Origin of the sequence: Corallincola platygyrae (genome assembly GCF_039544265.1) — a bacterium.
GTDB classification, from domain to species: domain Bacteria; phylum Pseudomonadota; class Gammaproteobacteria; order Enterobacterales; family Neiellaceae; genus Corallincola; species Corallincola platygyrae.
Window position 1 is genome coordinate 17313 of the sequence record NZ_BAABLI010000032.1, and the last position, 25610, is coordinate 42922.

The 25610-nt window shown below is 49.6% G+C and carries 17 protein-coding genes; 3 read left to right on the plus strand and 14 right to left on the minus strand.

Annotated features, from left to right (window positions below; genetic code table 11):
* Nucleotides 1–191: 191 nt before the first annotated feature.
* From ABEA14_RS17545 to pykF, 14 genes are all read right to left on the minus strand, one after another.
* Nucleotides 192–392, minus strand: a complete 201-nt coding sequence (locus tag ABEA14_RS17545) for a tautomerase family protein (protein WP_345341855.1) — start codon at nt 390–392, stop codon at nt 192–194.
* An 81-nt stretch (nt 393–473) separates the two neighbouring features.
* The gene (locus ABEA14_RS17550) at nt 474–1361 is read right to left on the minus strand and encodes a TolB-like translocation protein (RefSeq protein ID WP_345341856.1); all 888 of its coding nucleotides are present in this window, start codon (nt 1359–1361) and stop codon (nt 474–476) included.
* A gap of 115 nt (nt 1362–1476) precedes the next feature.
* On the minus strand, nt 1477–1902 hold the full coding sequence (locus ABEA14_RS17555) for a VanZ family protein (RefSeq protein ID WP_345341857.1): 426 nt from the start codon (nt 1900–1902) through the stop codon (nt 1477–1479).
* A 29-nt stretch (nt 1903–1931) separates the two neighbouring features.
* On the minus strand, nt 1932–2369 hold the full coding sequence (locus tag ABEA14_RS17560) for a GNAT family N-acetyltransferase (protein ID WP_345341858.1): 438 nt from the start codon (nt 2367–2369) through the stop codon (nt 1932–1934).
* Between the two features lie 438 nt (nt 2370–2807).
* Nucleotides 2808–3695, minus strand: coding sequence for a M14 family metallopeptidase (locus ABEA14_RS17565; protein WP_345341859.1), 888 nt, complete (start codon nt 3693–3695; stop codon nt 2808–2810).
* A gap of 157 nt (nt 3696–3852) precedes the next feature.
* Complete coding sequence (locus ABEA14_RS17570) at nt 3853–4305, minus strand: hypothetical protein (RefSeq protein ID WP_345341860.1); 453 nt, start codon at nt 4303–4305, stop codon at nt 3853–3855.
* A gap of 105 nt (nt 4306–4410) precedes the next feature.
* Entirely contained in the window at nt 4411–4866 is a 456-nt protein-coding gene (gene comJ, locus ABEA14_RS17575) for a competence protein ComJ (protein ID WP_345341863.1), read from the minus strand.
* A gap of 293 nt (nt 4867–5159) precedes the next feature.
* Nucleotides 5160–5570, minus strand: a complete 411-nt coding sequence (locus tag ABEA14_RS17580; RefSeq protein ID WP_345341865.1) for an ACT domain-containing protein — start codon at nt 5568–5570, stop codon at nt 5160–5162.
* Between the two features lie 96 nt (nt 5571–5666).
* The gene (locus tag ABEA14_RS17585) at nt 5667–7256 is read right to left on the minus strand and encodes a methyl-accepting chemotaxis protein (RefSeq protein ID WP_345341867.1); all 1590 of its coding nucleotides are present in this window, start codon (nt 7254–7256) and stop codon (nt 5667–5669) included.
* Between the two features lie 279 nt (nt 7257–7535).
* Nucleotides 7536–9125 carry a methyl-accepting chemotaxis protein gene (locus ABEA14_RS17590; RefSeq protein ID WP_345341869.1) on the minus strand — a complete coding sequence of 530 codons (1590 nt, stop codon included), beginning with the start codon at nt 9123–9125 and terminating at the stop codon, nt 7536–7538.
* A gap of 226 nt (nt 9126–9351) precedes the next feature.
* Nucleotides 9352–11310, minus strand: coding sequence for an exodeoxyribonuclease V subunit alpha (gene recD, locus ABEA14_RS17595; protein WP_345341871.1), 1959 nt, complete (start codon nt 11308–11310; stop codon nt 9352–9354).
* Nucleotides 11307–14984 (minus strand): exodeoxyribonuclease V subunit beta, encoded by a 3678-nt coding sequence (recB, locus tag ABEA14_RS17600; protein WP_345341873.1) that lies wholly within the window; start codon nt 14982–14984, stop codon nt 11307–11309. Before recB ends, recD begins: the two co-directional genes overlap by 4 nt.
* A complete protein-coding gene (recC, locus tag ABEA14_RS17605) occupies nt 14981–18451 on the minus strand; it encodes an exodeoxyribonuclease V subunit gamma (RefSeq protein WP_345341875.1) in 3471 nt (1156 codons plus the stop codon). The genes recB and recC overlap by 4 nt, the downstream gene beginning before the upstream one ends.
* 893 nt (nt 18452–19344) lie before the next feature.
* On the minus strand, nt 19345–20754 hold the full coding sequence (pykF, locus tag ABEA14_RS17610) for a pyruvate kinase PykF (protein ID WP_345341877.1): 1410 nt from the start codon (nt 20752–20754) through the stop codon (nt 19345–19347).
* A gap of 604 nt (nt 20755–21358) precedes the next feature.
* Here pykF and ABEA14_RS17615 point away from each other — a divergent pair.
* From ABEA14_RS17615 to ABEA14_RS17625, 3 genes are all read left to right on the plus strand, one after another.
* A complete protein-coding gene (locus ABEA14_RS17615) occupies nt 21359–22534 on the plus strand; it encodes a hypothetical protein (protein WP_345341878.1) in 1176 nt (391 codons plus the stop codon).
* 23 nt (nt 22535–22557) lie between these two features.
* Entirely contained in the window at nt 22558–24675 is a 2118-nt protein-coding gene (ovoA, locus tag ABEA14_RS17620; protein WP_345341880.1) for a 5-histidylcysteine sulfoxide synthase, read from the plus strand.
* A gap of 90 nt (nt 24676–24765) precedes the next feature.
* Nucleotides 24766–25446: a CBS domain-containing protein gene (locus tag ABEA14_RS17625; protein ID WP_345341882.1), complete on the plus strand. Its 681-nt coding sequence runs from the start codon at nt 24766–24768 to the stop codon at nt 25444–25446.
* Nucleotides 25447–25610: the final 164 nt, after the last annotated feature.

Consider the following 25610-nt stretch of genomic DNA (forward strand, 5'->3'; position numbering starts at 1 on the left):
CGCGGGATTAAGCAGAATGTGGCATGTTTCACCTGTTCGGTTAATCCGTAGCCAGATTTAGTCGATTCTGTCGTGGAGTTAAGCCCATTTTTTGGGCTTGTCACTTGGAGCTGAGGTTAGTTAAGTTGAAGTAAGTTGAAATAGGGAGTTGAGTGAAGGACTCAGTGACCGCTGCTGGACGAGTAACCAGCTTAAGGCTGGCTCTTCTTCCATTCATCGGTAAGCAGGCCAGCATATCCCCAATTTTCTTCTGCAATTTCCTGGATAACGACATGGGTATGTTCCGGCTTTTTACCAAGCACTCGCTGCAGGGAGTCTGTTATGTCTTTAACGATTTCTGCCTTCTGTTCTCTCGTTGCACCTTGGGTTATTTGAACATTGACGTATGGCATGTAGACCTCGAATTCAAAAGTGGGAATAGCGTTTGCTGACAGATAAAGACACAAAACCGGCGATTAATCAGCGACCCAGCATTATGTTTTGGGCCTTAGCGTCTCAATAATCTTTGCATCCACCCAGTAGATGTCGATGTTCCTTTTTTCGCTATCACTGCCGTCATCGATACGTCGATTAAACAATATGTATTTTCCGTCTGGGGTCACGGTGGCATAGGCATCCCACTTATCAGAATTGACCTGTTCACCCATATTTATTGCAGGCCCCCAGGAGCCATCCTCCTGGCGAAAACTAATGTAGAGATCAGAGTCACCAAAGCCCCCTTCTCGTTCACTATCCCAAATCAGATAGCTTTCGTCTGGCGCAATAAAGGGATGGGCTGTCCACTTACCCGTGTTAACGACCGGGCCTAGTAGAGTGGGTTCTTGGCGCTTACCGTCCTTGAGCTTGGATATCCGGATCACGTCATTGCTTTTGTAATCGTCAAACACATAGGTGCCCTTTGCAGACACCGAGAGGCGCATAATGCCCCAGTCCTCTCGGTCAAACATAGGGCCTAGGCTCTTACGCTCGGACCACCCCCCTTCAATGCGCTCCCTGTAGCCTTCGGCCATATACATACGCTTTCCGTCGGGTGAAAACGTCACCTCGCCATCGCGCCTAAAATCCATGAATTTGGTCCAGATATCATTTTCCTGACGAAACCCAATCACGGTGGGACGTTCATACTTTTCATTAAAGCCCGTGGTGAAATAGAACTCCTTCATACCGGGAGCAAACACGCCCTCGAGTTCCCAACCACTTTTGGAAATAACGCCAGGAGCAAAAGGCTCTGCCACCATACCCGGCGGCTTTTGTCCTAAATAGGGGCCTTCGAGAACTGGATATTCGTCTTCAGCAAAACCACTGCTTGCCATGGATAGCACGAACACCAACAACGCGATAAATATGTGTAGACGTTTCATACAGCTCCCTATCTTATAAGCAACGGGCTTGTCAGCTTAGTACAGATAACACAAGGCATTGGGCAGATGCAGCAGCTTCGTTGTCCCTGCTCCCTAACCGGTCTTAAAGGCGTAGCTAAACAACGCTGCCTTCACCCTCATTTGCATCGTATTTTGCTAACTGTCTCTTAACCACAAAACAGATTAAGCATGCGCAGCTTATGCCTGTGGCATCTGCGGCTAAATCAATGAGTTCAAATGTCCGGGAAGGGATAAAGGCCTGGCTAAGCTCTTCCAGCAGCGCAAAAGCAACCACAAGGGCTGCGCCATAGTAGATATCCAATCTACCAACAGAAAAGCTCCTGAACTTAAAACCTATGACTGACACCAGCGTCAAAAACCCAAAAAGACCAACATGCCCATACTTATCTCCGTAGGGAATTGACCTGATAAAATCGAAAAACACACTGCTGGTTCCTGTATTTGCCATATAGATAACCCAAACAATAAAGGCAAAAAACATTACAGCAATGGCAGCTGAAATCTTGTATAAAAGTTGCACTTGAGCTCGACTCCAGAATCGAATGTTATTTATAGCTTGATAAGGGCGAGCATATCTTCACCCTCGTCATCCATCCCTACTTCTTGAAAACCAAAACCGGCATAGAACTCCTTCGCTACAGGATTCTTTGGGTTGTAGCATATTTCAATTTCTTTTAGTCCAACGGTTGTTTTAATAGCGTCAATGGCGAGGTTTAAAGCAGTCTTGCCGATGCCTTTGTTTTGATGATGTTTATCCACCATAAAACGCCATATAGATACTTTGGTAGCAGTTTCCTGAACCCACATAAAGAAACCAACGGGGGTCTTTTCGTGATAGATGGCTTTGCACGTGTGGCCCGGATTGTAATGCGCCTCAACAAGCGACCACATGTTACATGCGACATACGCCTCTTGTTCTTTGGTGACATCAAGGTCGCAAACGGCTTCGTAATTTGAACGATCTATCTCTTCCAGTGAAATGTCCATATTCACCCTAAATCCTTATGCCCACACATGAAGCTCGAGTGCTGGTTTTTATTAGCTGGCATTTATTAGCTGACATTTTTTAGCTGACATTTTTTAGCTGACATGGTCTCCCATTCTAAACACCGAACCTCTCGCTCGCATAGTAGCTCGAAGCTTCAATTTCAGAACGCCAGAAAAGAAGACTGAGAAATAAGTAACCAGAATTTTGAATAGACTCGGTTTACTATCTCTGATGAACACAAGCACTTACCAGAATATTGTCCATAATTAGCTAGTTAGCGTGCTCTGCAGTAACAAGGCGCCGGCCCTCATCGGAGAAGCGAATGATCTGCAAGTCCAACCGGTATCTTCATATTTTTTTGTTTACAAGTTTGGCATTGGGCTGCTGGTTTACTGCATTTGCAGCAGACAATGAAACAGTGCTGCCTTCTTTGGGAATCAAGATTGTGGTTCAGGGCTAGTTGTTTCAACGCCGAAGTAGAACCATTCCCCACCCACCTCGGCGTGCAGTTTCGGTAGTATGATTACTCCGTCTTCGGGGGCGACAAGTTCCTCACCATCGGCATAGGTTGCCAACACATCATTTTTTGCCACTGTATCGTAATGCTTCCAGGGCTGAGTGGTGTCGCCTTCTTTTTCTTTATAAAAAACTGACTTCATCTGTACGAACCGTTGTTGATCCGTTGGCTTTGCTTTAGCTTGTTCGACGCTTCCAGAGGCAACCATACCAAGATATGTAAGTGCATTGATAATGGTGTCGTATGCGATATCCGCGGCATCGTCGTTAAGGTGGTTGCCACATTCGATGGTTGTGGCAATGCAGCCCACCGATCTTGCGTATTCAACGGTGCCCATGTTATCTCTTGGATCTTCTTCTACCTCACCGAAGGCGTCAGCCCAGCCATATACAAAGTCATTGATACCCAGCGAACGACAATATTCAATCTCTTGTGCATTCGTGAAGCCTAAGAATCCAAAGGGCCCACCTTGGGAAGCATACGAATGAATGTCGAGCAATATATCAGCTTGATCGAGAAGACCGCAGAGTACGGGATCGATTAAGTCTTCATAATCTCTGGGCGACTCTTTTATGTACATCGCCCGGTTGAGGTTACGTTCGAAGAAGCGGGTGCCTTTTTCGTATGCTTTAGGATTACAAATCGGAACACAAGTTAATGTCCCTTTGGTTAGAGAGAGCCCGTTGTTGAGTTCATCAATTAACTTGCGAATAGCAGTCGTACCGCAGGTCTCATTGCCATGAACAGCCCCTAAGACAATCAAGTGTGGGCCGGGTGTGAGTGTCTCGAACCTAGTAATAGAAATCATAAAAAGTTAATCCTGCGGATCCTGTACTGTGAATGAGGATTCCTATCCTCGCTTTCAGAAAGATTTTAATGATGCGCATAGCGCCTAAAACAGCGAGCTAGTTAGCGGCAACGCCGCGCTGTTTAACTTGTCCCAATGGTTTTTCCTGTTTGGCATTTTATCTGCCTATTTTAGCGAAGTTGCTTTGAATAATTACTAAACACTCCGCTGCCCGTTTTCTTGTATTTGAGTCGGCTGCATTGATAGAAACATAAGCAACACCAGCTACAGCTGTTTCATTTAGTTTTTCAACTGGCAAGTTGTCGCATTTTGTTGGCAGTTGCTTAGCAACTGCGTCTGGGTACGCATGCGTTACAATATCGGCATATTTTTGAAGTTCTTTTGCTGGCAAAGTGGATAATGTTAGAGAGGAAACCTCTTCTGATGAATATGCCAGACCAAATTGATTAAATGGTTTGCCTTCAATATTGTTTGGGCTTATTTTTCGCGCATGCTCAATGACATCTGGAAAAGACCAAGATTCAGGCTCTAAAACTGGCGACCCAGCCAGTACATATTTGGGTAATGAGAAGAAAAGCATTAACGCCACTATTGTCTTGAGTTTGTTCATTTCTCGGACTTCCTTGTTGATGATGCCTAACGCTCGCAACAGGGGCGACCGGAGCTCGCGAAGGGAGTCCAGTCGCGTTGTTTTGCAGCGTCCTGATTAAGCTTGTTAAACAGCAAGCTGGAAATAGAGCTCATAGCGCTCCAGGTGCTCTTGTTTAAGAAATTCATTGTCATTTAGGTCGACTGCATCAGGGTCTTCACTACCCAAGTTTACAGACCGCACTGTAAGCACATATTTACCAGCAGGAACTTTGAATACTGGCTCGTCCTCACGAGAGTAGGCGGGTGAAGATAGGCGCACATTACCTGACGCGACTTCAATTGTTGTCGTTACTTCGTGGTCTCTCTCTACTAGTTCAGTCTTGGGAGCGCTAAGGAACAAACGTACGGAATGGTCGTTGTAATCACCATAAGTAATCACATGCACTGAGTTCTTACCGCCTATAAACCCCTTTTTGACTGTTTCATCAGACCATTCTTCATCCACTTCGTGAGGGTCGGATTCTGAATCAAAAACGTAGAACTGGTAGTGGTCTGCAAAAATTCGATGTTGTCCTAACATACTAATACTTTCTGTTTAACGCCTAAAATAGGGAGCAAGTTAGCGGCAAAGCCGTGCTGTATAACTTGTTCCAATGGTTTTTCTTGTTATGCGTCCGCTCTTTCACGCAGGCTACCGCACCACTCGATGCGGGCATCAGCGAACAACATAACAAGGCTTAAATTTGTATCCGAATTGGAAGGGGAAAGAGAGTAACTAACGGAGAGCGCCACTTCCTTTCGGCGATTGGGATTCAATATACCCTGCCAAAACATCTTAAAACACTGTTTTAGCCACACTTTAATAACTTAGTTTTAGCTGGGGCTGGGACTTGTGCTTAATGAACGGAGCACATTTACCGCTTCTTCAGCTCGTTCCGACGGCACAAACACATGGTCGTGGTAATAAGCCGCAATCACATTGGCACTGATCCCCTGCTCTGCCAAGGCAGTTGATACGGCGGCAGTGAGCCCTACTGCCTCAAGGCTGGAGTGAACGGTGAGTGTGATACAGCGAAACGTTGCTTCGTAAGCGAGTCCTGCCTCGTCGGCTTGGGCTTTGGTTAGTACCAGTGTTAGCCCTTCAACTTCTCTGAATGTGGCGATGGGAGAGAGTCTGTGTGCCTGACCTTCGGTGCCAATACAAAACACATATTTTTCGCTCAGGAGTTTTGGCTCGAGACCTGTCAGCAAAGCTTTCAGATCCAATATGCCGGATGCTGTCATGGAAAATCCTTTTCATTTGATAAGGTTCAGATAAAAAACGCCCCATTATTGGGGCGTTTTTTATCATTCTACAAGTACTGAATGTATGCCTGCGGATTAACTCAGTACATCCTGCTTGCTGTTCCAGTACTGTTCAGCCAGCTCACGCATGTTGTTAGCAAGCTCAGTTACGTTCTTGCTGGCTTTGCTACTTTCAAAGGCATCATTCAATACTTCATCAGCCAGGTCTTTCATGTTGATGAGGTTGCGGCTCACCTCTTGTGAAACGGCACTTTGCTCCTCAACTGCGGTGGCAATCTGCAGGTTCATATCGTTAATCTCAGTGACAGCAACACTCACAGCTTCCATGTTCTCCTCTGCCAGGTTGGCAGAATCGACACTGGCATTGGCGCGCTGTTGAGCGGCCATCATGGCTTCAGCCGAGCTCTTGGCCTCGCTCTGCAAGCGGTTGATCATCTCCATGATCTCTTCGGTAGAGTTGTGAGTGCGATTTGCCAGAGTACGAACTTCATCTGCCACAACGGCAAAGCCACGCCCTTGCTCCCCTGCGCGTGCCGCTTCAATTGCTGCGTTAAGTGCCAGTAGGTTAGTTTGTTCAGCGATCGCACGAATTACATCAACCACAGAGCCGATGTTTTCACTCTCTTTGGCCAGCGCATCGACCAGTCCCGCGGTGTTCTCAATTTCACCGGAGAGTTGCTGAATAGAGGATACGGTATCGGCAACCAGTCCCACACCCTCTTTCACTTTCAGGTCGGCCTGCTGTGCTGAATCAGCGGTAGATTGCGCATTCGTGGCGACTTCATTGATACTGACGCTCATCTCTTCCACTGCGGTGGCGATTTGGTCCGTTTCCGAGTGCTGAGATTGAATGTCTGACATGGTGGAATTGATATTCTGTTCCATGTTGTAAGACGCAGCCGACAGATTCGTCGCATAGTCGTTAAGACGCCCCGCCATCGCCACGGGCTCAGATTGCAGTTTTTTCAGCATCAGTTGGATCTGACCCACTTCATCCTGGCGGCCGGTGTAAATATATCGAGCGACCGGATCATCGATAAAGCTTTCACCTTTTCTGGCCAGCTTCATCAGGGATCTGTGCATGGCGAAATAACTGGCGGTCACAGCACACCACCCCAGTACCGACGTAGTCACCGCCGTTGTGACATCACCAATGACAGCACCAATCGCACCCGCACCAGTGACTGCCAGCAATGCGGTGATAGAGAACTTGGCACCGATAGAAAGCCCGGCTTTGAGCTCTCTTGGTATCGCATCACTGTTACGCAGCTTGGCGTAGATATGCTCGGCACGTTCGATCCATGCGTCTTTGGCTTTTACCCTGACCGACTGATACTCCGGTTCAATGGTTTTGCCCTGTACCGGTGTCGCATACGCATCAACCCAGTAGTGGTCGCCATCTTTACGGCGATTCTTCACCACACCCATCCAGGATTCACCTGCTTTTAGGCGCCGCCACATTTCCGCGAATGCCTGCTTGGGCATGTCCGGGTGACGGATCGCGTTGTGGGGTTGGCCTAACAGTTCTGACGCGTCATAGCCGCTGATATCGACAAAGTCGGCATTGGCATACTTGATGGTGGAATCGAGATTGGTGGTAGAGAGAATGTTTGCACCTTCAGTGAAACGAAACTCTTTTTGAGTGACTGGGTTATTGATACGCACGGGAAATCCTTCTTAACTACATGCTGCTTGTGCGAATTCCCTCGCTGATTTGATGTCCATTTACCTTAAACAAACGACTAAAATACCACGGCCATAGGGTGTCAATATGTGACAAACCTGTTAAAGATGTAGATGAATCACATAACAATGACTTAGATCTAAACCAGTAGAATATTTGTACGGACTTAACGATTAGTTAACGTCAAAAACGACAGGATTTGTATAGATACAAAAACGCCCCGACCTGCGGGGCGTTTGGTTATGGGTAGCGATTATTACCTAAGCCAGGACGTCTCGCTTGTTGTCCCAATACTGCTCAGCCAATTCACGCATATTGTTGGAGAGCTGCGTCACCTGTTGGCTGGTCTCACTGCTGGTATGAGCATCTGCCAGCACCTCATCAGCCAGGTTCTTCATATTTGCAATATTGCGGCTCACTTCCTGAGCCACAGAACTCTGCTGTTCAACCGCGGTAGCGATCTGCAGGTTCATATCGTTAATCTGCGTTACCGCAATACTTACCGCTTCCATATTCTCTTCCGCGAGATGCGCCGACTCTACGCTGCTGTTAGCGCGATCCTGCGCCGCCAGCATGGCTTCAGCAGAGCTTTTCGCTTCGCTCTGCAGGCGTGTGATCATCTGCATGATCTCTTCGGTGGAGTTATGGGTTCGGTTAGCCAGCGTACGCACTTCATCCGCAACCACTGCGAAACCTCTGCCCTGCTCACCGGCACGTGCAGCTTCAATCGCGGCGTTCAATGCCAACAGGTTGGTTTGTTCAGCAATGGCACGGATCACATCGACCACGGAGCCGATGTTTTCACTCTCTTTGGCCAGAGCATCAACCAAGCCAGCGGTGTTTTCAATCTCGCCTGACAGGCTTTGGATACTGGCTACCGTATCCGTCACCAGCGATGCGCCCTCTTTCACCTTACGGTCGGCTTCCTGTGCAGATTCTGCTGTTACCTGGGCGTTGTTGGCCACTTCATGAATGCTGGCGCTCATCTCTTCAACCGCCGTTGCAACCTGATCGGTTTCTGAATGCTGCGATTGGATATCGGCCATAGTCGAAGTCAGATTTTGCTCCATTTGATATGAAGCCTGAGACAAGTTGATGGCGTAATCGTTTAAGCGTCCCGCCATCGCCACAGGTTCAGATTGTAGATTCTTCATCATCAACTGGATCTGACCAACTTCATCCTGGCGACCGGTATAAACATAACGCGCCACAGGATCATCAGCGTATGCTTTGCCCTGTTTAGCTAAATCAAACAGCGGCTTGTGGATCAGTTGGTAAACCACAGCACCGGCAACCAAGGCGACACCCGCGGTTGTCCAGGCAACACTGCTGTCACCAACCAATGAACCAATAACACCTGCACCAATGGTCGATGCTAACAGCCCGATTTGATACTTCGCTTTTAGCGATAAACCCGCGCGGATCTCTGAAGGTGCATCATTGCCACCACGAAGTTTGGCATAGAGGTTTTCCGCTCTTTCAATCCAATTGGTTTTAGGCTTAACACGAACCGACTGATATTCCGTCGTTTGGCCTTTGGACTTAATGGGCGTGGCATAGGCATCGACCCAGTAGTGGTCGCCGTCCTGACGGCGGTTCTTAACCAGCCCCATCCAAGACTCACCACCTTTCAGGCAGCGCCACATCTCTTCAAACGCCTGTGGCGGCATATCTGGGTGACGGATCATGTTATGGGGTTGGCCCAATAGATCGCTCTCTTCAAAGCCACTGATCTCCACAAAGTCCGCATTTACGTACTTGATGGTGGAATCCAGGTTTGTGGTAGAGAGGATATTGGCGCTGTCTGGGAAGGCGTAGTTATTCTGAGTTACAGGATTGTTTATTCGCACTGGTGGACCTTCTTCACTATATGGCGTTACGCTGCCGCGATCCGTTGCGCGATTGACGTCCAGTCGACTAGCTTATGACTTGGCTTCAAATTACCACACAGAAATCCACTAAATATGAAGATGTTGCGATAGTGGGATCTGCGTGGTTATTCGTAAATAAATAGTTTTGCTGAGTTCACAAAATTAGCAAAACCAACTAAAAGAAAACCAACGACTGACGACGCCCTCAGATTAACTGTTGCAATCGTTGCGACAACCTTTGCCTCAATAAAGAATAGCGCTGTTCAGATTTACTCAGTGCCGCCAGCCAAATCGACAAATCCCCCGCCACATACAGGTGTTCCCTGGCACGGGTCAGCCCCGTATAAAGTAGCTCCGGCGATAGCAGTTGGCTCTCCTGCTCAGGTAGCACAATAGCGACATGTTTAAACTCAGATCCCTGCGTTTTATGGATGGTCATGGCATAGACGGTTTCTACCCGCGGCAGACGGCCCAAACTGATACGTTTATAACCACCCTCTTCCTGTTCAAACCAGGCCACCAGCCGACCTGTCTCATCGGGCCAAATCAGCCCCACATCACCGTTAAACAACCCGGTGCTGTAGCTGTTTTCGACAATCATCACCGGCCTGCCCTGGTAATGACTTCCGGGTGTAATGGCAGAGTTTCGTTTCGCCAACCACTGTTCAATACGCAGGTTCAAACCTTCAACACCGCGCTCGCCCTGCCGGCCAGGCACCAAGAAGCGGAAACCTTCCAAGTAGTTCATGGCATCATCTAAACAGGATTGTTTCGCGATAGGTTGGAAGTAGTGATAACTGGCTGCCTTAAGCCAATTATCCAGTGATGGGTTATCGATATAGGTCAGCTGAATATCCGGCTTATGTGCGAAGCTGAAATTGCTTTGTTCTGGGGTCATTGTTTGTTGGCGAGCCAATAACATCTGACGACATGCTGATGCGTCGGCGCCAATCACCTTTTGCGCAAACTCACCGATCTCACCACCAAAGCGGCGACTCTCGGTAAGCAGGGTCAGGTAGTCATAGTCGGAGGCGTTTTCATAAGCGCAATCCCCCTGCTCGCTGACAGGTACCTTTTGACCAGATATTTCGGCTATTTGAGCGGCAGCGCGCTTAGAGTAACCAGTGACCTGAGACAGGCTCAGGTCGGCCATGACACATCCGGTTTCGACCGAAGGCAGCTGTTGTGAATCGCCCAGTAAAACCAAAGATGCGTGTTCAGGCAGTGCCCGTAGCACCCGCGCCATCATCGGCAGATCTATCATGGAGACCTCATCGATAAGCAGCAGATCGCAGTGCAGCGGCTGTTCCTGATCATGTTTGAGTTGCAGGCTTTGTGGCCTAAAACCTAACAGGCGATGCAAGGTGGAAGCTTCGTCTGGGATCTGCGCCACCAAGGCGGCATCAATACCTTGCGTCAGCATCTGCCCTTTTGCATTCATGATCGATTCTTTTAAGCGCTGTGCAGCTTTACCTGTAGGCGCTGCCATCATCACTCGGAAATCGCCCTGCTCGGCCGCTGCAAACATCGCTACCAGTAATCGCGCCACCGTGTAAGTTTTCCCGGTACCTGGGCCGCCAGAGATCACGCTGAGCTTACGACCAATGGCGTTAGCGACAGCGACCTGTTGCCAATCAGGTTGTTGGCTATCAGATGTTGCCTGGAACACGTTAGGAAACAGGCTGGGGAACAGTGTTTTCACCCGCTGAAGTTGCGCCGGCTTAACATCATCAAGCAACATCCGTTGCTTCAGTGCATGCGCGACTTCCCGCTCAAACTGCCAGTAGCGGCGGAGGTACAAGACGTGGCCACTAGTTGATTGTTCGAGCACAACGGGCAGATTGGCGTCACCCGTTATGTTCAATCGCTCACAAAGTGATTGCAGCAATGCTAACGCTGGAAACTGATAGCCAGGCTGATCGTTTTCATGGTCCTGCCAATAGGTTTGTTCAGCCAATGCGGATAGCGGCAAGCAACTATGCCCCTGCCGTAACGACCACTGCAGCGCTAGAAAAATATGAAAGCTTAGAGCCTGCTCTTCTTCGTCATACTCAGGCGTCAGCTCAGCAGATAGTTCATCAAGCATCTGTTTAGCAAAGAAATAATCAATGGCCTCAATATCGCTCAGTTGCGCCATGCACTGCTCGCTGGACTGATAGCTCATGCCGGTACCTCTTGATTATCAGATGCAAATAGCTGGTCCATCTGCGTCAGCAGTTCGATATCTATCGGGGCATAGAAAACACCAGGGTACGCAGAGCCTATGTCCGCAGATGCGCACTTTGCCTCTGCTGTCATACCGCGCAGATAGAGGTAGTAGACGCCTCCCAGGTGCAGTGCGGGATCGTAATCCGGTAGTCGCACCTTTAGGTATCTGTGCAAGGCAACGCTGTAGAGCAGATACTGCAGGTCGTAATAGTGCTCCTGGTTGTTTTGCTTGAGTGCGTCGAAATGGTAATCGTCATAGGAGTCACCCAAATGGGTCGACTTATAATCGGCAACGTAGAACCTGCCCTGATACTCGAAAATCAGATCGATAAAGCCGTGCATCATGCCCTGTAACTGTTCTGTTCCCGGCAGGAACACCGGCAGTTGGTTGGCTCGGTGCTGCTGCAGGCAGTCGGCGAGTTTAGTTAGCGATACACCCGCCATCGGGAAGTAGAACTCCGCTTCTCGCAGAGTATGCCCCCAAGATACGTCGGCCAGACAAAACTGCTCGCTTTGTTCAGGCTCCGAGGAATCATCTGATGGCGCTTGAGAAAGAATCGGCATAGCTGCGTGCAGGCATTGTTCGAGCCAGGCCTGTAGCTCTTCAACTTCGGCCTCTTCGAGCTTACCAAAGCGCTGCACTGGCGCTTGTAGCGACCATTCCCAATGGGGCTGGGCAAAGTCAGTATGCTCAAGAATGTCATGAAGCAAGTTACCAGCGTCAGCACCTTTGCGAAGTCGAAAACGCAGCGGCAGCTGCCCTCTGTCGACGGCGACAACCGGGCTCATTTCGTCATCACTACGCTCCTTGTTGCTGAGCTTCTGGTGAGGTGCATTCCGGACCAAGCCGGAGAACGAACTCAAACTCCAGTTATCATCAATCTCTCGTTGCAAACGCTGTGCTTGCGGCAATTGTGTTTCAACGCTGTCTGTTGTGGATTCAGACATATCGCTGATCAGCTGTTCTGCTGGCAGCCATGCACTGCTGCCACGGCTGGTATTTACCAGCTCAGATAAGCTGTCGGCCCACACGCTGTCGCCAGCGGAAGCCCCCTCTAACTTCAGCGTCAATCCCAGTGGTGACCGAGCACTGTTTCTGAACGGCGCAACACCGATGTAACAGCGGTGTGCAGCGCGGGTCACAGCCACATAGAGCAAACGAATGGATTCAGCTTCCCCTTCACTGGCAGTCAAAGCGATCGCTTCGTCATGCTGCCCCAGCAATCGGGTTGCTTCGCCAGTGTCGGGCTGGTGGTATTCATAGTAATCGTAAAGCGCGCCTCTAAACCTGACAGGGTCCTTGTAATGGCTGGCAAAAGGAATAAACACCACCGGGTATTCCAAACCTTTGGAGCCATGCATAGTAACGATGCGGATCAGGTTGGCATCACTTTCCAAACGCAGTTGTGCTTCTTCGTTGCCAGATTGCTGTTGGCACTGGTCATTAAACCACTTGAGTAACTGCTGAGGATGTTTGTGCTGGCGGGAGGCCTGCTGCAACAGTTCCGCCAGATGCAACACATTGGTCAGCGCTCGCTCATGTCTTTCCGGCTGCGGCCTGAAGCTATTGTGGATCAACTCGAGCAACATAGTCATGCAACTGCGGTCCAGCCATAGCTGTTTCAGAGATTCTGCCCAGGCTCGTTGTTGCTCCCAAAGGGTTTCGTATTCCGGCTGACGGAATTTAGCCAGCAGCTCGGCACTGCCCCCCATCAAGTCTGTCGCCAGCGCAGCCGTCAACAGGCTATCGCTTTCGCATTCCAGGATGCCGTTCAAAACAGCCTGCAACATCATGGCTTCCGGCGAGCTGAAGATATATTCCTTTTCGCTGAGATAAACCGACTTGTAACCAGCCTGCTGCAATGCCTGCTGAACCACTTCCGCTTCGGCCCCACGGCGCACCAGAATGGCGATATCTTTCTCTTGCAGCAGCTGCTTACCCAAACGCGCTTCTGCAAGCAGTCTAGCGATCTCACCGACACAGCTTTGCGCCATGCCCTGCATCAGTTGCTCGGCCGTCACGGAGACTGACTGATTCTTGTCACCAGCATCCTCAACAACACCATTTAATCGCAGCGCCTGTTCTTGGCTTAGCCACAGATAGTTGAGCGCCGCACGCTCAGCACTGTCAGTGAGTGGTGTTGCATTGGCTTTTGCCTTATATGTGTATTCAATCCGTTCGTAGCCAATCTGATAACCAAACACATCGGCAGGTGATTCCTGCTCTAACGGTTGGCCCCAAAACAGGCGGTTATAGCCGGTCACTACATGAGCTATTGAACGCCAGTTGGTGTCCATCTTCCACTGGTAGTCAGCACCGTCACGCGCGCTCAGATAGGTAAAAATATCGCCGCCTCTAAAGGCATAGATCGCCTGTTTTGGATCGCCGATCATCAGCAGCAAATGGTGGGGATCAGCCTTCGGGTAGAGGGTATCGAAAATGGCGTACTGGCTTGGGTCGGTGTCTTGAAACTCATCGACCAAGGCCACCGGGTATTGCGCTCTTAGTGCCGTTACCAGGTTCTGACTTTCAGCAGATTGCAGTTGGTCACTTAAGGTACTGATCAGGTCATCGAAGTCCATCACCGCCGCACGTTGTTTGGCATCACTGAAGCGCCGGCGTATCTCACTAATTCCAGCGACTGCCAGTTGATACGCTGGTACCTTTGACAGTTGGCTATCACGTCTTGATACGGCTTTTGTCAGCAGCTTGCCGAACTCGGTGCGTAAGGCTTTCAGCGGTTCGAATAAAGGCAGCAACACCTCTTTCATTTCCGCTTTTCGGTAGCGATTGCCGTTAATAAAATCGCCCACCGCTTTTGGACATGGGGTGGCATCCTGCGCTTCCAACCATTCAATGATCTGCGCCCATTCAGCCTGTCGGCCCGCGGCGTCTTTATGACCATCAACCAGAAGCGAAAAAATCTCAGCTTGGCCCGACTGCAATAGAGTCAAACAGGATTGTTTCTGCTCACCAAACTCACTTTGAACAGCCTGATGAATGCGAGACTCGTAATGCTGCCCTACCTGGGCTTCGTCAGCCGCAATGATCGAATGGCGGCTGTACAGCGCCGAACGGAATTTGTCGTAGAAAGCTTCGGGTGTATGCCAGCCATGTTCTGCCAGTTGATTGAATGCCTGCTCATCACGATTAATAAGCCTGAACCAGTCCCTGACCGATTCCATTAGCAGGTCACTGGTATCCGCTTCCATGTTCAATTCCATGGCGATACCGGAATCAAACGCCTGCTGTTTTAAGGCCCGCTGACAAAAGCCATGGATAGTAAAAATCGCCGCTTCATCCAGCTCCAGCAATGCCACCTTTAACAGGTTTCTGGCTCGCTGTGCATCTACGCGTTTTACCAATGCTGCAATGAAGTCATCATCGGGCTTAGGCTGAGAAAGCGCCGCCAGCGCTTCACGCAAGAAGCTATCGATTCGCCCCTTAATTTCCTGAGTAGCCGCCTTAGTGAAGGTCATCACCAAAATCTGCTGAACAGGCAACTCACGCTCCAGCAGTAAACGCAAATAAAGTCGGGTGATGTTGTAAGTTTTACCTGTGCCCGCACTCGCTTCAATCAAGTGTCGCCCGGCAAGGGGCAAGGTCAATGCATTTAGGTCCTGCATCATTTCTTGATCTCCTGAAGCTCGCTGTAAATAGGCAGATACAGTGAGCAAAGCAGCTGGCGCTGCGGCTCTGAGAATTCAGGCGTATGGCGGTAAAACCACTGAAAATAGGGGTTGTCAGCAATTCCGAAACCATGTTCGCTGGGCGCAAGCGCCTGCTGCCAGGCTGTCTCGAAGCTGCCTGCTAATGGTCCATAAAAATCCACTGCGGTTTCGTTATCAAGCGGTATCCCCGCTTTCGCGGCCAGTTTAAGCAGCGCCTGAGATGTGGTTTTGCCAAGGGCACCATGCAGCAGCTGAGGCTGAGTTAACGCCTGCTGCCAAGTAGAGATCCATTGCAACAGATACTCCCCCGCAATTTTCGGCGTCAAAGTAGCCTCGAACTGAGCACGCCGCGCTTTGAACGTTTTGCCTTGGTCGGTGGAGTGCAGGTGCACAAAGTGGCTTTGTACTGGTTCACCTTTTACCAGGGTGGCAACCAAGTGATGCAGCCAGAAGCTAAGATCATCCTTTGCTTTTCTGGTGGCTGGTCGCCCCATCAACAAACCACGCTGCTCGTCCGCAGTGTTCCAATTCAAATTGGCTTCCAGTGTCCAATCGCCAACATCTATGGTGACAGGCTCGGATTCGGCTTGGCCAACGCCACGGTAAGCTTCGGCATATAGCGATGAGATCTGTTCGCATTCATCAAAAAACTGCGGCGTTAACGGAGACTCAGGCAAAAGCCCGCTAAGCTCATAACGCTCTCGGATCAGGTTCGCCGCTTCGACAGAGTGCTCTGACAGAAACGCTTCGCTTAAAGCATCCTTTATCTGGTACCCGGTCAGGCCATCAGGTGCGAAGGGTTCGGGATCTGACAAGGCTTCCACCTGCTGACCTAACCTCAGGCCCAGTCTTTCCTGGGCAAAACCACGCAGTGGATCATCAAAGAATCTAACCAGTTGTTCGAGCTGGACCCGCTTTTCAGTAGGCTCTTCCGCGGGTAATGAAATCAGATTATCAACCGACGCTTGCGGCTGATTAAGGCGGATCCACCCCGGGTCAAAACTGGGGAAACGACCGGTGTAGTTGTGTTCGCTGAATGGATGTAGTGGCCTGAGCAACAATTGATTCTGGTTGCCACTGATTTCAGCTCTGATTTCAGCTCTGGTCTCAGTTCCGTTCACGGTTTCTGCTTCGGGATCTAACTGCCAGCCGTAGCCATGAGTTAGATAGTCCATCAACTCTTTTAGGATCAGGCTGGGCTGGCGTTCTGCGTTGTTGCGAATGTTGTTGCCCTGATAGCTCAGGTAAAGCGAATGGCGTGCTGAGATCAGCGCTTCCAGAAACAGGTATCTGTCATCACCACGACGGGAGCGGTCGCCCGGTTTCCTGCCTGTTGCCGCCATCAAATCAAAACTCAGGGGGACGCTTTGCCTTGGATATTGCCCGTCATTAAGCCCTAGTACCGCAATCACTTTGAATGGAATACTGCGCATCGGCACCATGGAGCAAAAGGTGATCTGCCCGGTAAGGAAGTGGTTACCGCCGTCAGGCTGGGTAAAGTGGTGATTCAGGTAGTGCCTGACCACTTCCAGCCCTAAGGTTTGTTCATAACCTGCCTGCGCCGTGTATTCCCCCAGGCTGCTGATGGCTTGCCCTATCAGCTCAAACGCTTCCTGTTCATGTCCCTGTTCAGGCGCAAAGAAGCCATCTCTTAGCTGCAGCAGATAATTTTGCCACTGCTCGGGAGTTCTGGCTTTCAACAAGGTTGCAGCATGGCTTTGCAATCGTTCAAGCAGTTGCATTAAACGCCCCAGCAAAATCGCTTGCTGTCCCTCAACATGAGGTAGCAACAATCGGCCGTGACTGATCTGCTCCTGATCGCTTTGAGCAAAACCCAATAGCAGCCTGCTCAGCCCCCACTGCCAGGTGAATTTGTCAGAGCTTTGTTCGTTACCCGATATCGCCTGTTTATGGGCGCTATCCAAGCCCCAATGGATCGCTGCATCCCTTAACCACCATTCGATGGTGGATAGCTCATCATCGGTAAAGCCAAACTTTTTCTGCAGCGCGGGCAAACGGATATAGTCGAGGATACGGCTGATCTCGAAACGGCTGTCAGGTAACAACAGCAGCTCTGAGAATGTCGAAATCAGCGGTTCAGAATCCAGCAAGGTTCGGTCAGCAATAGAACAGGGTAATCTGGGCGTATCAGGGTTTTGTTTGTCCCAAGGACGCCTGAATACCGCATCAATGTAAGGCGCGTAATCCTCAATCGCTGGACACATCACCAACACATCCTGCGGCTTGAGTGCAGGATCATTCGCAAACTGGTGCAGAAGATAGTCATGCAGGGACTGGATTTCACGGAGTGCACTGTGCGCACTGCTAACCACTATCGAATCGTCGACTACGGCCGATTCTGGCGGGTTTTCACGCGCATCTCTTAGGTTAAGAATATCACTCTGCAACTGTTGAAGAACGCGACTTCGTTGTTGCTCTTGGTTCTCAGGTGAATCTGCAAAGGCGCTTATCTCGTAACCCTGCACTGACTGCAACAGGTTAAAGAACTCCCTGCCCTGTTGGCCCAGATTTGCTAACAAAGGGTTAGAAGGCTCTGCTTCCTGATGGTTTCCCTCACCATTGATTCCACTGACAGTGCCATTAACTCCACTGGTGGCACCTGCGGTCCAGGCATCTACCTGCGCCTCGCGTAGCCATTTAGCTTTTGCTTTGTCACTCTGAACATCCCCCCAGAAGCTAACACACGGATTAAGGTGGAACAGGTGAATATCACTGTAAGCGGCCAGCGCTTCAAAAAATGCCAATGTCTGCGGCGCCAGTGTGTTGATGGCAAATATCATCACCTGTTTGGGCAGCTTAGAGGCATTTTCAGCCATCGCTTCCAATGCCATCTTTTGCAGTTTAACCGGATGGTAAGGCTCTTCCCTGACTAACTCCCGCCACAGCCAGGCTTGCCAGTTTTCTAACTCGTCACTATCTGTTGCTGTTTGCTGACCTTCCCATGCCAGGATCCACTCGGCACGGAACATCATGTACTGCTCGAACAGATCCGCCAGTTTGGTGGCTAGCTGAAACCGTTTCAGTGGATCTGGCTGGCTACCATCGCCGCCCCAGTAGTGGGTTGCCGCAGAGGCGTCGGCAAGCGCTTTGAAGCCGTCACTTTCCAGCAGACTATCAATGCGCCAAGCCAGCACTTCCCTTCGATACGGAGATTGTTTGGGGATCGCGTCCTGTCCCAGCAACAATCGGGCAGTGTCCCAGATAAACCGCGAGGGCATCGGAAACTGCAGGTTCATGGCGATACCCTGGCTCTCAGCCAACTGCATATTGAGCCAGTGCTGCATGCCCTGGCTTTCAACCAGAATAGTGTCTGGCTGCAATACAGAACCCTGGCGGGTAGCCAGTACTGCTTCAATCAAAAAGGAGAGATCTTCCAGACGATTGGAAGGATATACAGTCAGCACATGAGCCTCTTGGGAAAGCGCAGTTAAATCAACAAGCTGGTTACCAAAAATATGTTGGTAACAGTTAATACCAATCCGCATAAAGATATGGTCAACCAGGAAGCCTGGGCAAGTTCAATTCAAGGCGCAGTTATGCAGCAATGGTTGTTCCCTTGCAAATGGCTGCAACGTAGAAGTGGGCTTGCCCAGACTTCCCCGTAGGGCGGGTTTTAAATCACTTAATGCTGCGTTAGCTGATTTCGGCGTAGAACAACTATGCCTTCAATCACCTGCCTTGCCTGAAGTGCTCTAAATTCCCGCTGGTAGATCATATTCTTATGCGGATTGGTATAAGAGAAAGATGTTAGACGGAAACAGATAAGAACGGAATCGACGAAGGCCAAAAATGGGGCCTGAAATCTAGGGAGAAAGCAGTATTGCGGAATCAAAAAAGGCGCCTTTCGGCGCCTTCAAACATTCAAGGGTCTGGTCCACACTATATAAACTGCTCCGCCCAAAACTATTTTCTGGGTAGCTGCTTGAAATAGGACAAAAAAGTGCAGACGAGAAGCAACCCAATATGAAAACCAATCATAGTTGGAGACAAAAGGTAGTCCGTATCCCGGCCTTTATAAAACGCCCAGAGGAATGCGCCAGAGTAGATGCCAAATGTCACGCCAAAACTCTGAATGCACGCCATACGTAGAGTCTTAATATCTATTTAACTAAATCCTTTTAGTAGATAATTTCTTTAGAAAAAGCTTGATAAACAAACTGTTAAGAAGGGATTCTGGACACTCTCAAACTTACCAAGATGGTCAAGAGTAGCTTGCGAGGGAGGCAAAAAAAGTCGCTCAGATCACCAAAGCAAAAAAAGGCGCCTTACGGCGCCTTTTCTTATTCACTTATCGAGATTAGTCGATTGAGTGAACAGAGATAGTGTTGGTAGTACCAACCAGCGCGCCAGCTACAACAACGATGTTGTCGCCAGACTTAGCCAGGCCGTACTGAACCGCTTTCTCTTTAGCACGAGTGTAGATGCAGTCGCTGTTTTCGAAATCTTCAACAACAGACGCGCTAACACCACGAGTCAGACACATGTGCTGAGCAGTTTTAGCGTTAGAAGTCATCGCCAGGATCTGTGCTTTAGGGAAGTACTTACGTACAGACTTCACAGACTTACCTTCGTTAGTACAAACAACGATGGCTTTAGCGTCGAGGTTACGTGCAGTTGCAACAGCAGACTTACACAGAGATTCAGTTACACGCAGAGCACCAGTTACTTCTGGCAGTTCGCGCTGAACTTCGCCCATAACTTCGTCAGTGCGCTCACAGATTTTCGCCATGATAGCAACGGTTTCTGCTGGGTATTTACCTTTAGCAGACTCACCAGACAGCATTACTGCGTCAGTACCGTCCATGATAGCGTTAGCTACGTCACCCGCTTCTGCGCGAGTAGGACGAGGGTTCTTGATCATTGAATCAAGCATCTGAGTAGCAGTGATAACCGGCTTACGTGCAACAACACATTTCTCGATCATCATCTTCTGAGCGAAGATTACTTCTTCAACTGGGATTTCAACACCCAGGTCACCACGAGCAACCATGATGCCGTCAGACGCTTCCAGAATCGCGTCGAAGTTGTCTACGCCTTCCTGGTTTTCGATCTTAGACAGGATCTTAACAGTCTCGCCGCCGTTAGCGTTCAGCAGTTCGCGGATTTCAAGAACGTCAGACTCGCGACGGATGAAAGAAGCTGCAACGAAGTCAACGCCCTGAGAAGCACCCCATACCAGGTCGCTCTTGTCTTTTTCAGACAGCGCAGGCAAGTTCACGCTAACGCCAGGCAGGTTAACACCTTTCTTGTTACCCAGCTCACCAGTGTTCTCAACACGGCAAACTACGTCGTTACCAGTGATTTCAGTAACAGTCAGCTGAATCAGACCGTCGTCCAGCAATACAGTGTTGCCAACGCTCAGGTCTTTAGCGAAATCTTCGTAAGTTACAGCAACGCGAGTCTTGTCACCCACAACGCTCTGATCAGTAGTCAGAGTGAAAGTTTGACCTGCTTCCAGCACAACATCACCGTCAGCCAGGTTCATAGTGCGGATTTCAGGACCTTTGGTGTCGAGCAGGATAGCTACTTTCTGACCGGTTTCAGCAGATACTTCGCGAACAGCGTTGATACGTGCACCGTGCTCATCGTAGTCACCGTGGGAGAAGTTCAGACGCATTACGTTCATGCCAGCTTTTACTAGCTTGGTAAGCATCTCTTTGGATTCTGAAGCAGGTCCAATAGTACAAACTATCTTGGTCTTTCTCATTTCGAGGCCTCTGTAGTCTTGGCTACTAACGTTAAGATTTAGGGATTCAAAAAATTGCGCGATACCCTATCACGTTCCTGAAAAATTGCACTGATTTCGTGAGAGATAACTCACATTGCAGCGTTTTACATGAGCGTGATCAAATATTGTTAAATTGGCAAACCAATAGTGTAGTCGCTTCAACCACAAATGCAGATCTGACGAGGTGCCCTGGTGCTCAGGTTTTACCCAATCGTAGTAATATTACTTTCGTGGTACAGATTCAACCGATTCCTATCGGGGTAGTCACGTCCTTTTCTTGTTTTATTACAACATTAATAACAAATCGAAACAGCAGATTTCGATCAAGGTTTAGCAAGATTAGATGAATTCCTTATGAATGAGGCTCAAACACTCGCCTACGGCACTTCTTTTCGCTGAGTAACCCAGCCCAATCGCTTTCTGTTCAGCAATCGAGCAACTGCAATAATCCCCATCTACACTTCTCCGAATAGGCTGAATTTTCGAAAGAAAACTTAAAAAATTCAGGTCGTTTAGATCGATCGGCATTGTCGACAACGTATATCCATACAAAGCATCAGTGAAAACAGAGGAATAAGCGGGTTTGGACCATCTCAGTCATATCGCCAGAGAGGCGCTGAAACTATTACAGGCGGAGGTGTTGAGTTACGGGTTTAAACCTGCGATCCACTACGAGCTTGAGGGCGGATACAAGCCACGCCCTGGCAAGCAACTGGATTACCAAGCTGTTAACAAATCGATGGCAAAGTTGTCTCTGCAGGCAGAACTTAAGCCTGAGTATTGGCAATGTCAGTGGGAGTACGTTTCACTATTTAACGGCCAGTCTCCACTGCAAGAATCAGATAATCTCTACAAAGCGATCCAACTATTACCCGAACTGCTCTGTAAACATGGCGCGCAGCAGGTTTATATCCGTCCAGTGATTTGGAATGGCGACAGAGGCGGCATGGCATCAGGCAGCCGCGCAATTTTCCACCATACGGCGCGGGATATTCATATACCAAACGCGGTGCAACTCAACCTAAGCTTAATAGACAGCCACGGTAACAACTTAATGGCGGATGGCCCCCTGGCCGAACAGATCCAATGCAAGCTGCTGGAAACCAGCTATCACTACTGCGCCCTGTTCTTGCCGGAAGAGGAAGCGTTCGAGCGCATCCGGCTAAAGAGCCATTATGGACTTGACCAAGAACTAAGCTCGCCAGTGAATCTGTCTGGTGGACATCAAGGCAGTATCGCGCTCTATCGTCAGTGGGGTAAACACAATCAGCCCATGGGCGTAGAAACCACCCTGCTCGACTGCGAACAGCAACCGCTGGTAACCCGCCAGGATTGGCGACGCGGTGCACGCATTGAACACAGACTTGGGGCATCAAGCCCTCACTACAATCCGTACCTTAATTCAGTATTCGCGCTCGCTAATGTGGTTGATGTACTCGCTGAAAGACAACACGGCACCATGCCGGCAAAACGTTGTAGCGAACAACAGGCAGACGCCAAGCCATTACCCCATGCACTTTACGACAGCAGTCTTGGCGAGTTCCCCGGTCCATCGGCCCTGGCACTGTTACAGCAAGATGATTGGCTGGAAACCATACTGTGGCGAATACAGTCACACAGAAAACCAGAAACTGAATACAACGACATAGGCGCCGCGCTGAAACAGGAGCTAATGGCTTCGTTCACGCGCCGTCAACCTATCGGAGATGCCACAGCCAATTTGGCAAGCATTAACGGCAACCCGACAGAAACCATATAAAAGAAAACACCAAGGTTAGAAGCATGATCCAATCTACGCGCATTGCGCAGTTGAAGACCCCTTTGCTCACGGGATCCGACGTAGAGCAAAAACGAGCGGAACTAAAAGCTTATTTTCGCAATAGCTGGGATACCTATGAGTCACTGTTTGCCCTGATAAATAACGACGACGCTTTTTTACTCAGACCCGAGCCTCTTCGTCACCCGCTTATCTTTTACTACGGCCATACCGCCGTGTTTTACGTCAACAAACTGATCCTGGGTAAATACCTGGAGCAACGCATTGACCCGCGACTGGAAAGCTTGTGTGCCATTGGCGTGGATGAGATGAGCTGGGACGATCTGGATAGCCGCCACTACGACTGGCCCAGCGCAGATGAAGTGCGATGTTATCGTCAGCGCGTCGCAGCAACAATAGAGAAGCTCATTGATGAGATGCCACTGAGTCTGCCAATCACTCAGGACTCACTGGCATGGATCATTCTGATGGGCAGCGAACATGAGCGTATCCACTTAGAAACATCCTCGGTGATTATGCGCATGTTGCCACTCGAATACCTGGACAACCAAGCGGCGTGGCAAGCCTGCCCCTATGCTGGCGATGCGCCAGAAAATGCGCTGCGTCCTGTTGCCGCGCAGTCTGTTGTTCAGGGAAAAACTGAGGAAGACCCAACCTATGGTTGGGACAATGAGTATGGTGAGCAAACCACCCTTGTTGAGCAGTTCGATGCCTCCACCTATCTGGTTTCCAATCAAGAGTTCATGGCGTTTATCGAAGATGGCGGTTATCACTCTCCCGAGTTTTGGACCGAAGAAGGACAAGGCTGGCTGAAATTTACTAAGGCGGAAATGCCTCGTTTCTGGCTCAAGCGCAACGGCAATTACTACCAACGTAATCTGCTCGAGGAAGTGCCGTTACCAAAGAATTGGCCAGTGGAAGTGAACTACCTGGAAGCGAAGGCGTTCTGCAATTGGAAGGCAGACAAGATCGGCGAGATTATCCGGCTGCCTTCTGAAGCTGAATGGTATTGTTTGCGCGAACTGATTGAAACCGACCAGCCTTACTGGCAGGAAGCCCCAGGCAACGTCAACCTGGAGTACTTCGCCAGTTCCTGCCCAGTTGATAAGTTCGAAACCGCTGGCTTCTACGACATTATTGGTAACGTCTGGCAGTGGACAGAATCACCCATTGATGGTTTTGCCGGATTTGAAGTGCATCCTTTGTACGATGACTTCTCTACGCCTACCTTCGATGGCAAACACAATCTGTTTAAAGGCGGTAGTTGGATCTCCACCGGCAATGAAGCGATAAAAAGCTCCCGCTATGCGTTTCGCAGACACTTCTTCCAGCATGCGGGCTTCCGCTATATCCGCGCACAACACGCCGAGCCCAACCAATCGCCAGTATTGAACTATGAAACTGATCCTGAGATCACTCGTCAGCTGGAAACCCATTATGGGGAATCCAGACTGGGCTTACCTAACTTCCAGGTCAATAGCGTGGATAAACTGCGCGAAGAGATCGAGCTGGGCAATCAGTGTCGCGTATTGGATATTGGCTGTACCGTCGGCCGTGCCAGCTTTGAGTTAGCCAGATACGCAGGCCACGTAGACGCCATTGATATGACCGCTCGCCATATTCAGCAGGGCTACGCCCTTGTTGAGCAGGGTGAGCACAGATATACCAGCCCAACAGAAGGTGAACTGGTTAACTTCAACACTATCAATCTGCAGGAGCTCGGTTACCAGGAAGCCAAGCAGCGAGTGAACTTTGTTCAGGGCGATCCTTGCAACCTCAAAAGCCGCTTTACCGGATACGACTTGGTGTTAGCAAATGACCTAATCGATAAGCTAAACCTACCTGTTCGGTTTCTTGAGCAGATCCGTGAGCGTATCAACAGTAAGGGTTATCTGGTGATCACGTCGACCTATAACTGGGACAGTGAAGTCACCAAGCCAGAAAACTGGATCGGCGGCATTAAAGTGAATGGCGAGAACTTCACTACGCTCGATGGCCTCACCGAGTTACTGATCCCGCACTTCACTCTGGTGTCGGTAAAAAACCTGCCCTTAGTTGTGCCCCACTCTAAACGCAGAGCCTTGGTGGCAGAAGCTGAAATGACCATTTGGAGGAAACGATAACTCACGGCATGGGTCATATATAAAGTGGCTGGTGTATCTCGTTGAAATATAGGGTGATACACCAGTCTTTTCTGGTAAGGGAGTGACGTCATGTTCTACATCTATTCGCCCCAAGGGCGGATCTTCAGCGGTACCTTGGAGAAACTGCGCAAAGTAGACCGCGGCGCAAGCTCTCAGAGAACGGGCGTGCGCGAGGAGTATTTTCTCCAGCAGGAGATAGAGGCATCCGCTAATTTCGCTGACCCCCTTGAGCAACAACAGCATGAAAAGATCACGGGTGATGACGCCCCCTATCAGGCCAGCCCCACACAGCTACAGGCCTATCAAAAAGTTCTCGAAGATCAGGGCCAGCGAGAACCTGTCTATCATGCGTATCAGGCGATGAGCCGCAAAGTGGTGAGTGTCACGCCCAACTTTACGCTAGCTGAACTCATTGGCGTATTTAACCGGCACAACTACAAACTTCTCCCAATTCTAGATGAGGGCAAACTTGTCGCTGCCATCTCCCGGCAGCATTTGTATCAGATGTTGGTAAGTGACCCTTCAGTGTCGCGAGAAACCACGCTTGCTGAGTTGTTGGCCCAACGCCCACAACAGGTATTAAGCATTGATCCCGTCTCGGATATACGCCGTGCAGCCAAAGTGATGCTTAGCGAACAGATAGAGGCCCTTCCCGTGGTCAATGACCAGGGCGTTATGCTGGGGATCCTATCTCGCACAGATATACTGAACTGCGTCATCAAAGACCCGCCGCTTTCTCTTTGGACTTAAAGAAAAGTCTGGACCAAATTAATACATATAAAAGGTATGGTTTTGTGACCACCTTGGTCGCAAATAGTCCGAATTTATTAGAAGCTGCTGCTTTTCCTAATCACTGAAGTCTGAACAATGATTCATCGGCGGTGATTTGTTATCTCGAAGTTGTTCCAAGGAAT

Bases quoted from the DNA above. Each gene is read 5' to 3' on its own strand.
- ABEA14_RS17545 (WP_345341855.1), bottom strand. From the start codon at position 392: ATGCCATACGTCAATGTTCAAATAACCCAAGGTGCAACGAGAGAACAG.
- ABEA14_RS17550 (WP_345341856.1), bottom strand. From the start codon at position 1,361: ATGAAACGTCTACACATATTTATCGCGTTGTTGGTGTTCGTGCTATCC.
- ABEA14_RS17560 (WP_345341858.1), bottom strand. From the start codon at position 2,369: ATGGACATTTCACTGGAAGAGATAGATCGTTCAAATTACGAAGCCGTT.
- ABEA14_RS17565 (WP_345341859.1), bottom strand. From the start codon at position 3,695: ATGATTTCTATTACTAGGTTCGAGACACTCACACCCGGCCCACACTTG.
- ABEA14_RS17570 (WP_345341860.1), bottom strand. From the start codon at position 4,305: ATGAACAAACTCAAGACAATAGTGGCGTTAATGCTTTTCTTCTCATTA.
- comJ (WP_345341863.1), bottom strand. From the start codon at position 4,866: ATGTTAGGACAACATCGAATTTTTGCAGACCACTACCAGTTCTACGTT.
- ABEA14_RS17580 (WP_345341865.1), bottom strand. From the start codon at position 5,570: ATGACAGCATCCGGCATATTGGATCTGAAAGCTTTGCTGACAGGTCTC.
- recD (WP_345341871.1), bottom strand. From the start codon at position 11,310: ATGAGCTATCAGTCCAGCGAGCAGTGCATGGCGCAACTGAGCGATATT.
- recB (WP_345341873.1), bottom strand. From the start codon at position 14,984: ATGATGCAGGACCTAAATGCATTGACCTTGCCCCTTGCCGGGCGACAC.
- pykF (WP_345341877.1), bottom strand. From the start codon at position 20,754: ATGAGAAAGACCAAGATAGTTTGTACTATTGGACCTGCTTCAGAATCC.
- ovoA (WP_345341880.1), top strand. From the start codon at position 22,558: ATGATCCAATCTACGCGCATTGCGCAGTTGAAGACCCCTTTGCTCACG.
- ABEA14_RS17625 (WP_345341882.1), top strand. From the start codon at position 24,766: ATGTTCTACATCTATTCGCCCCAAGGGCGGATCTTCAGCGGTACCTTG.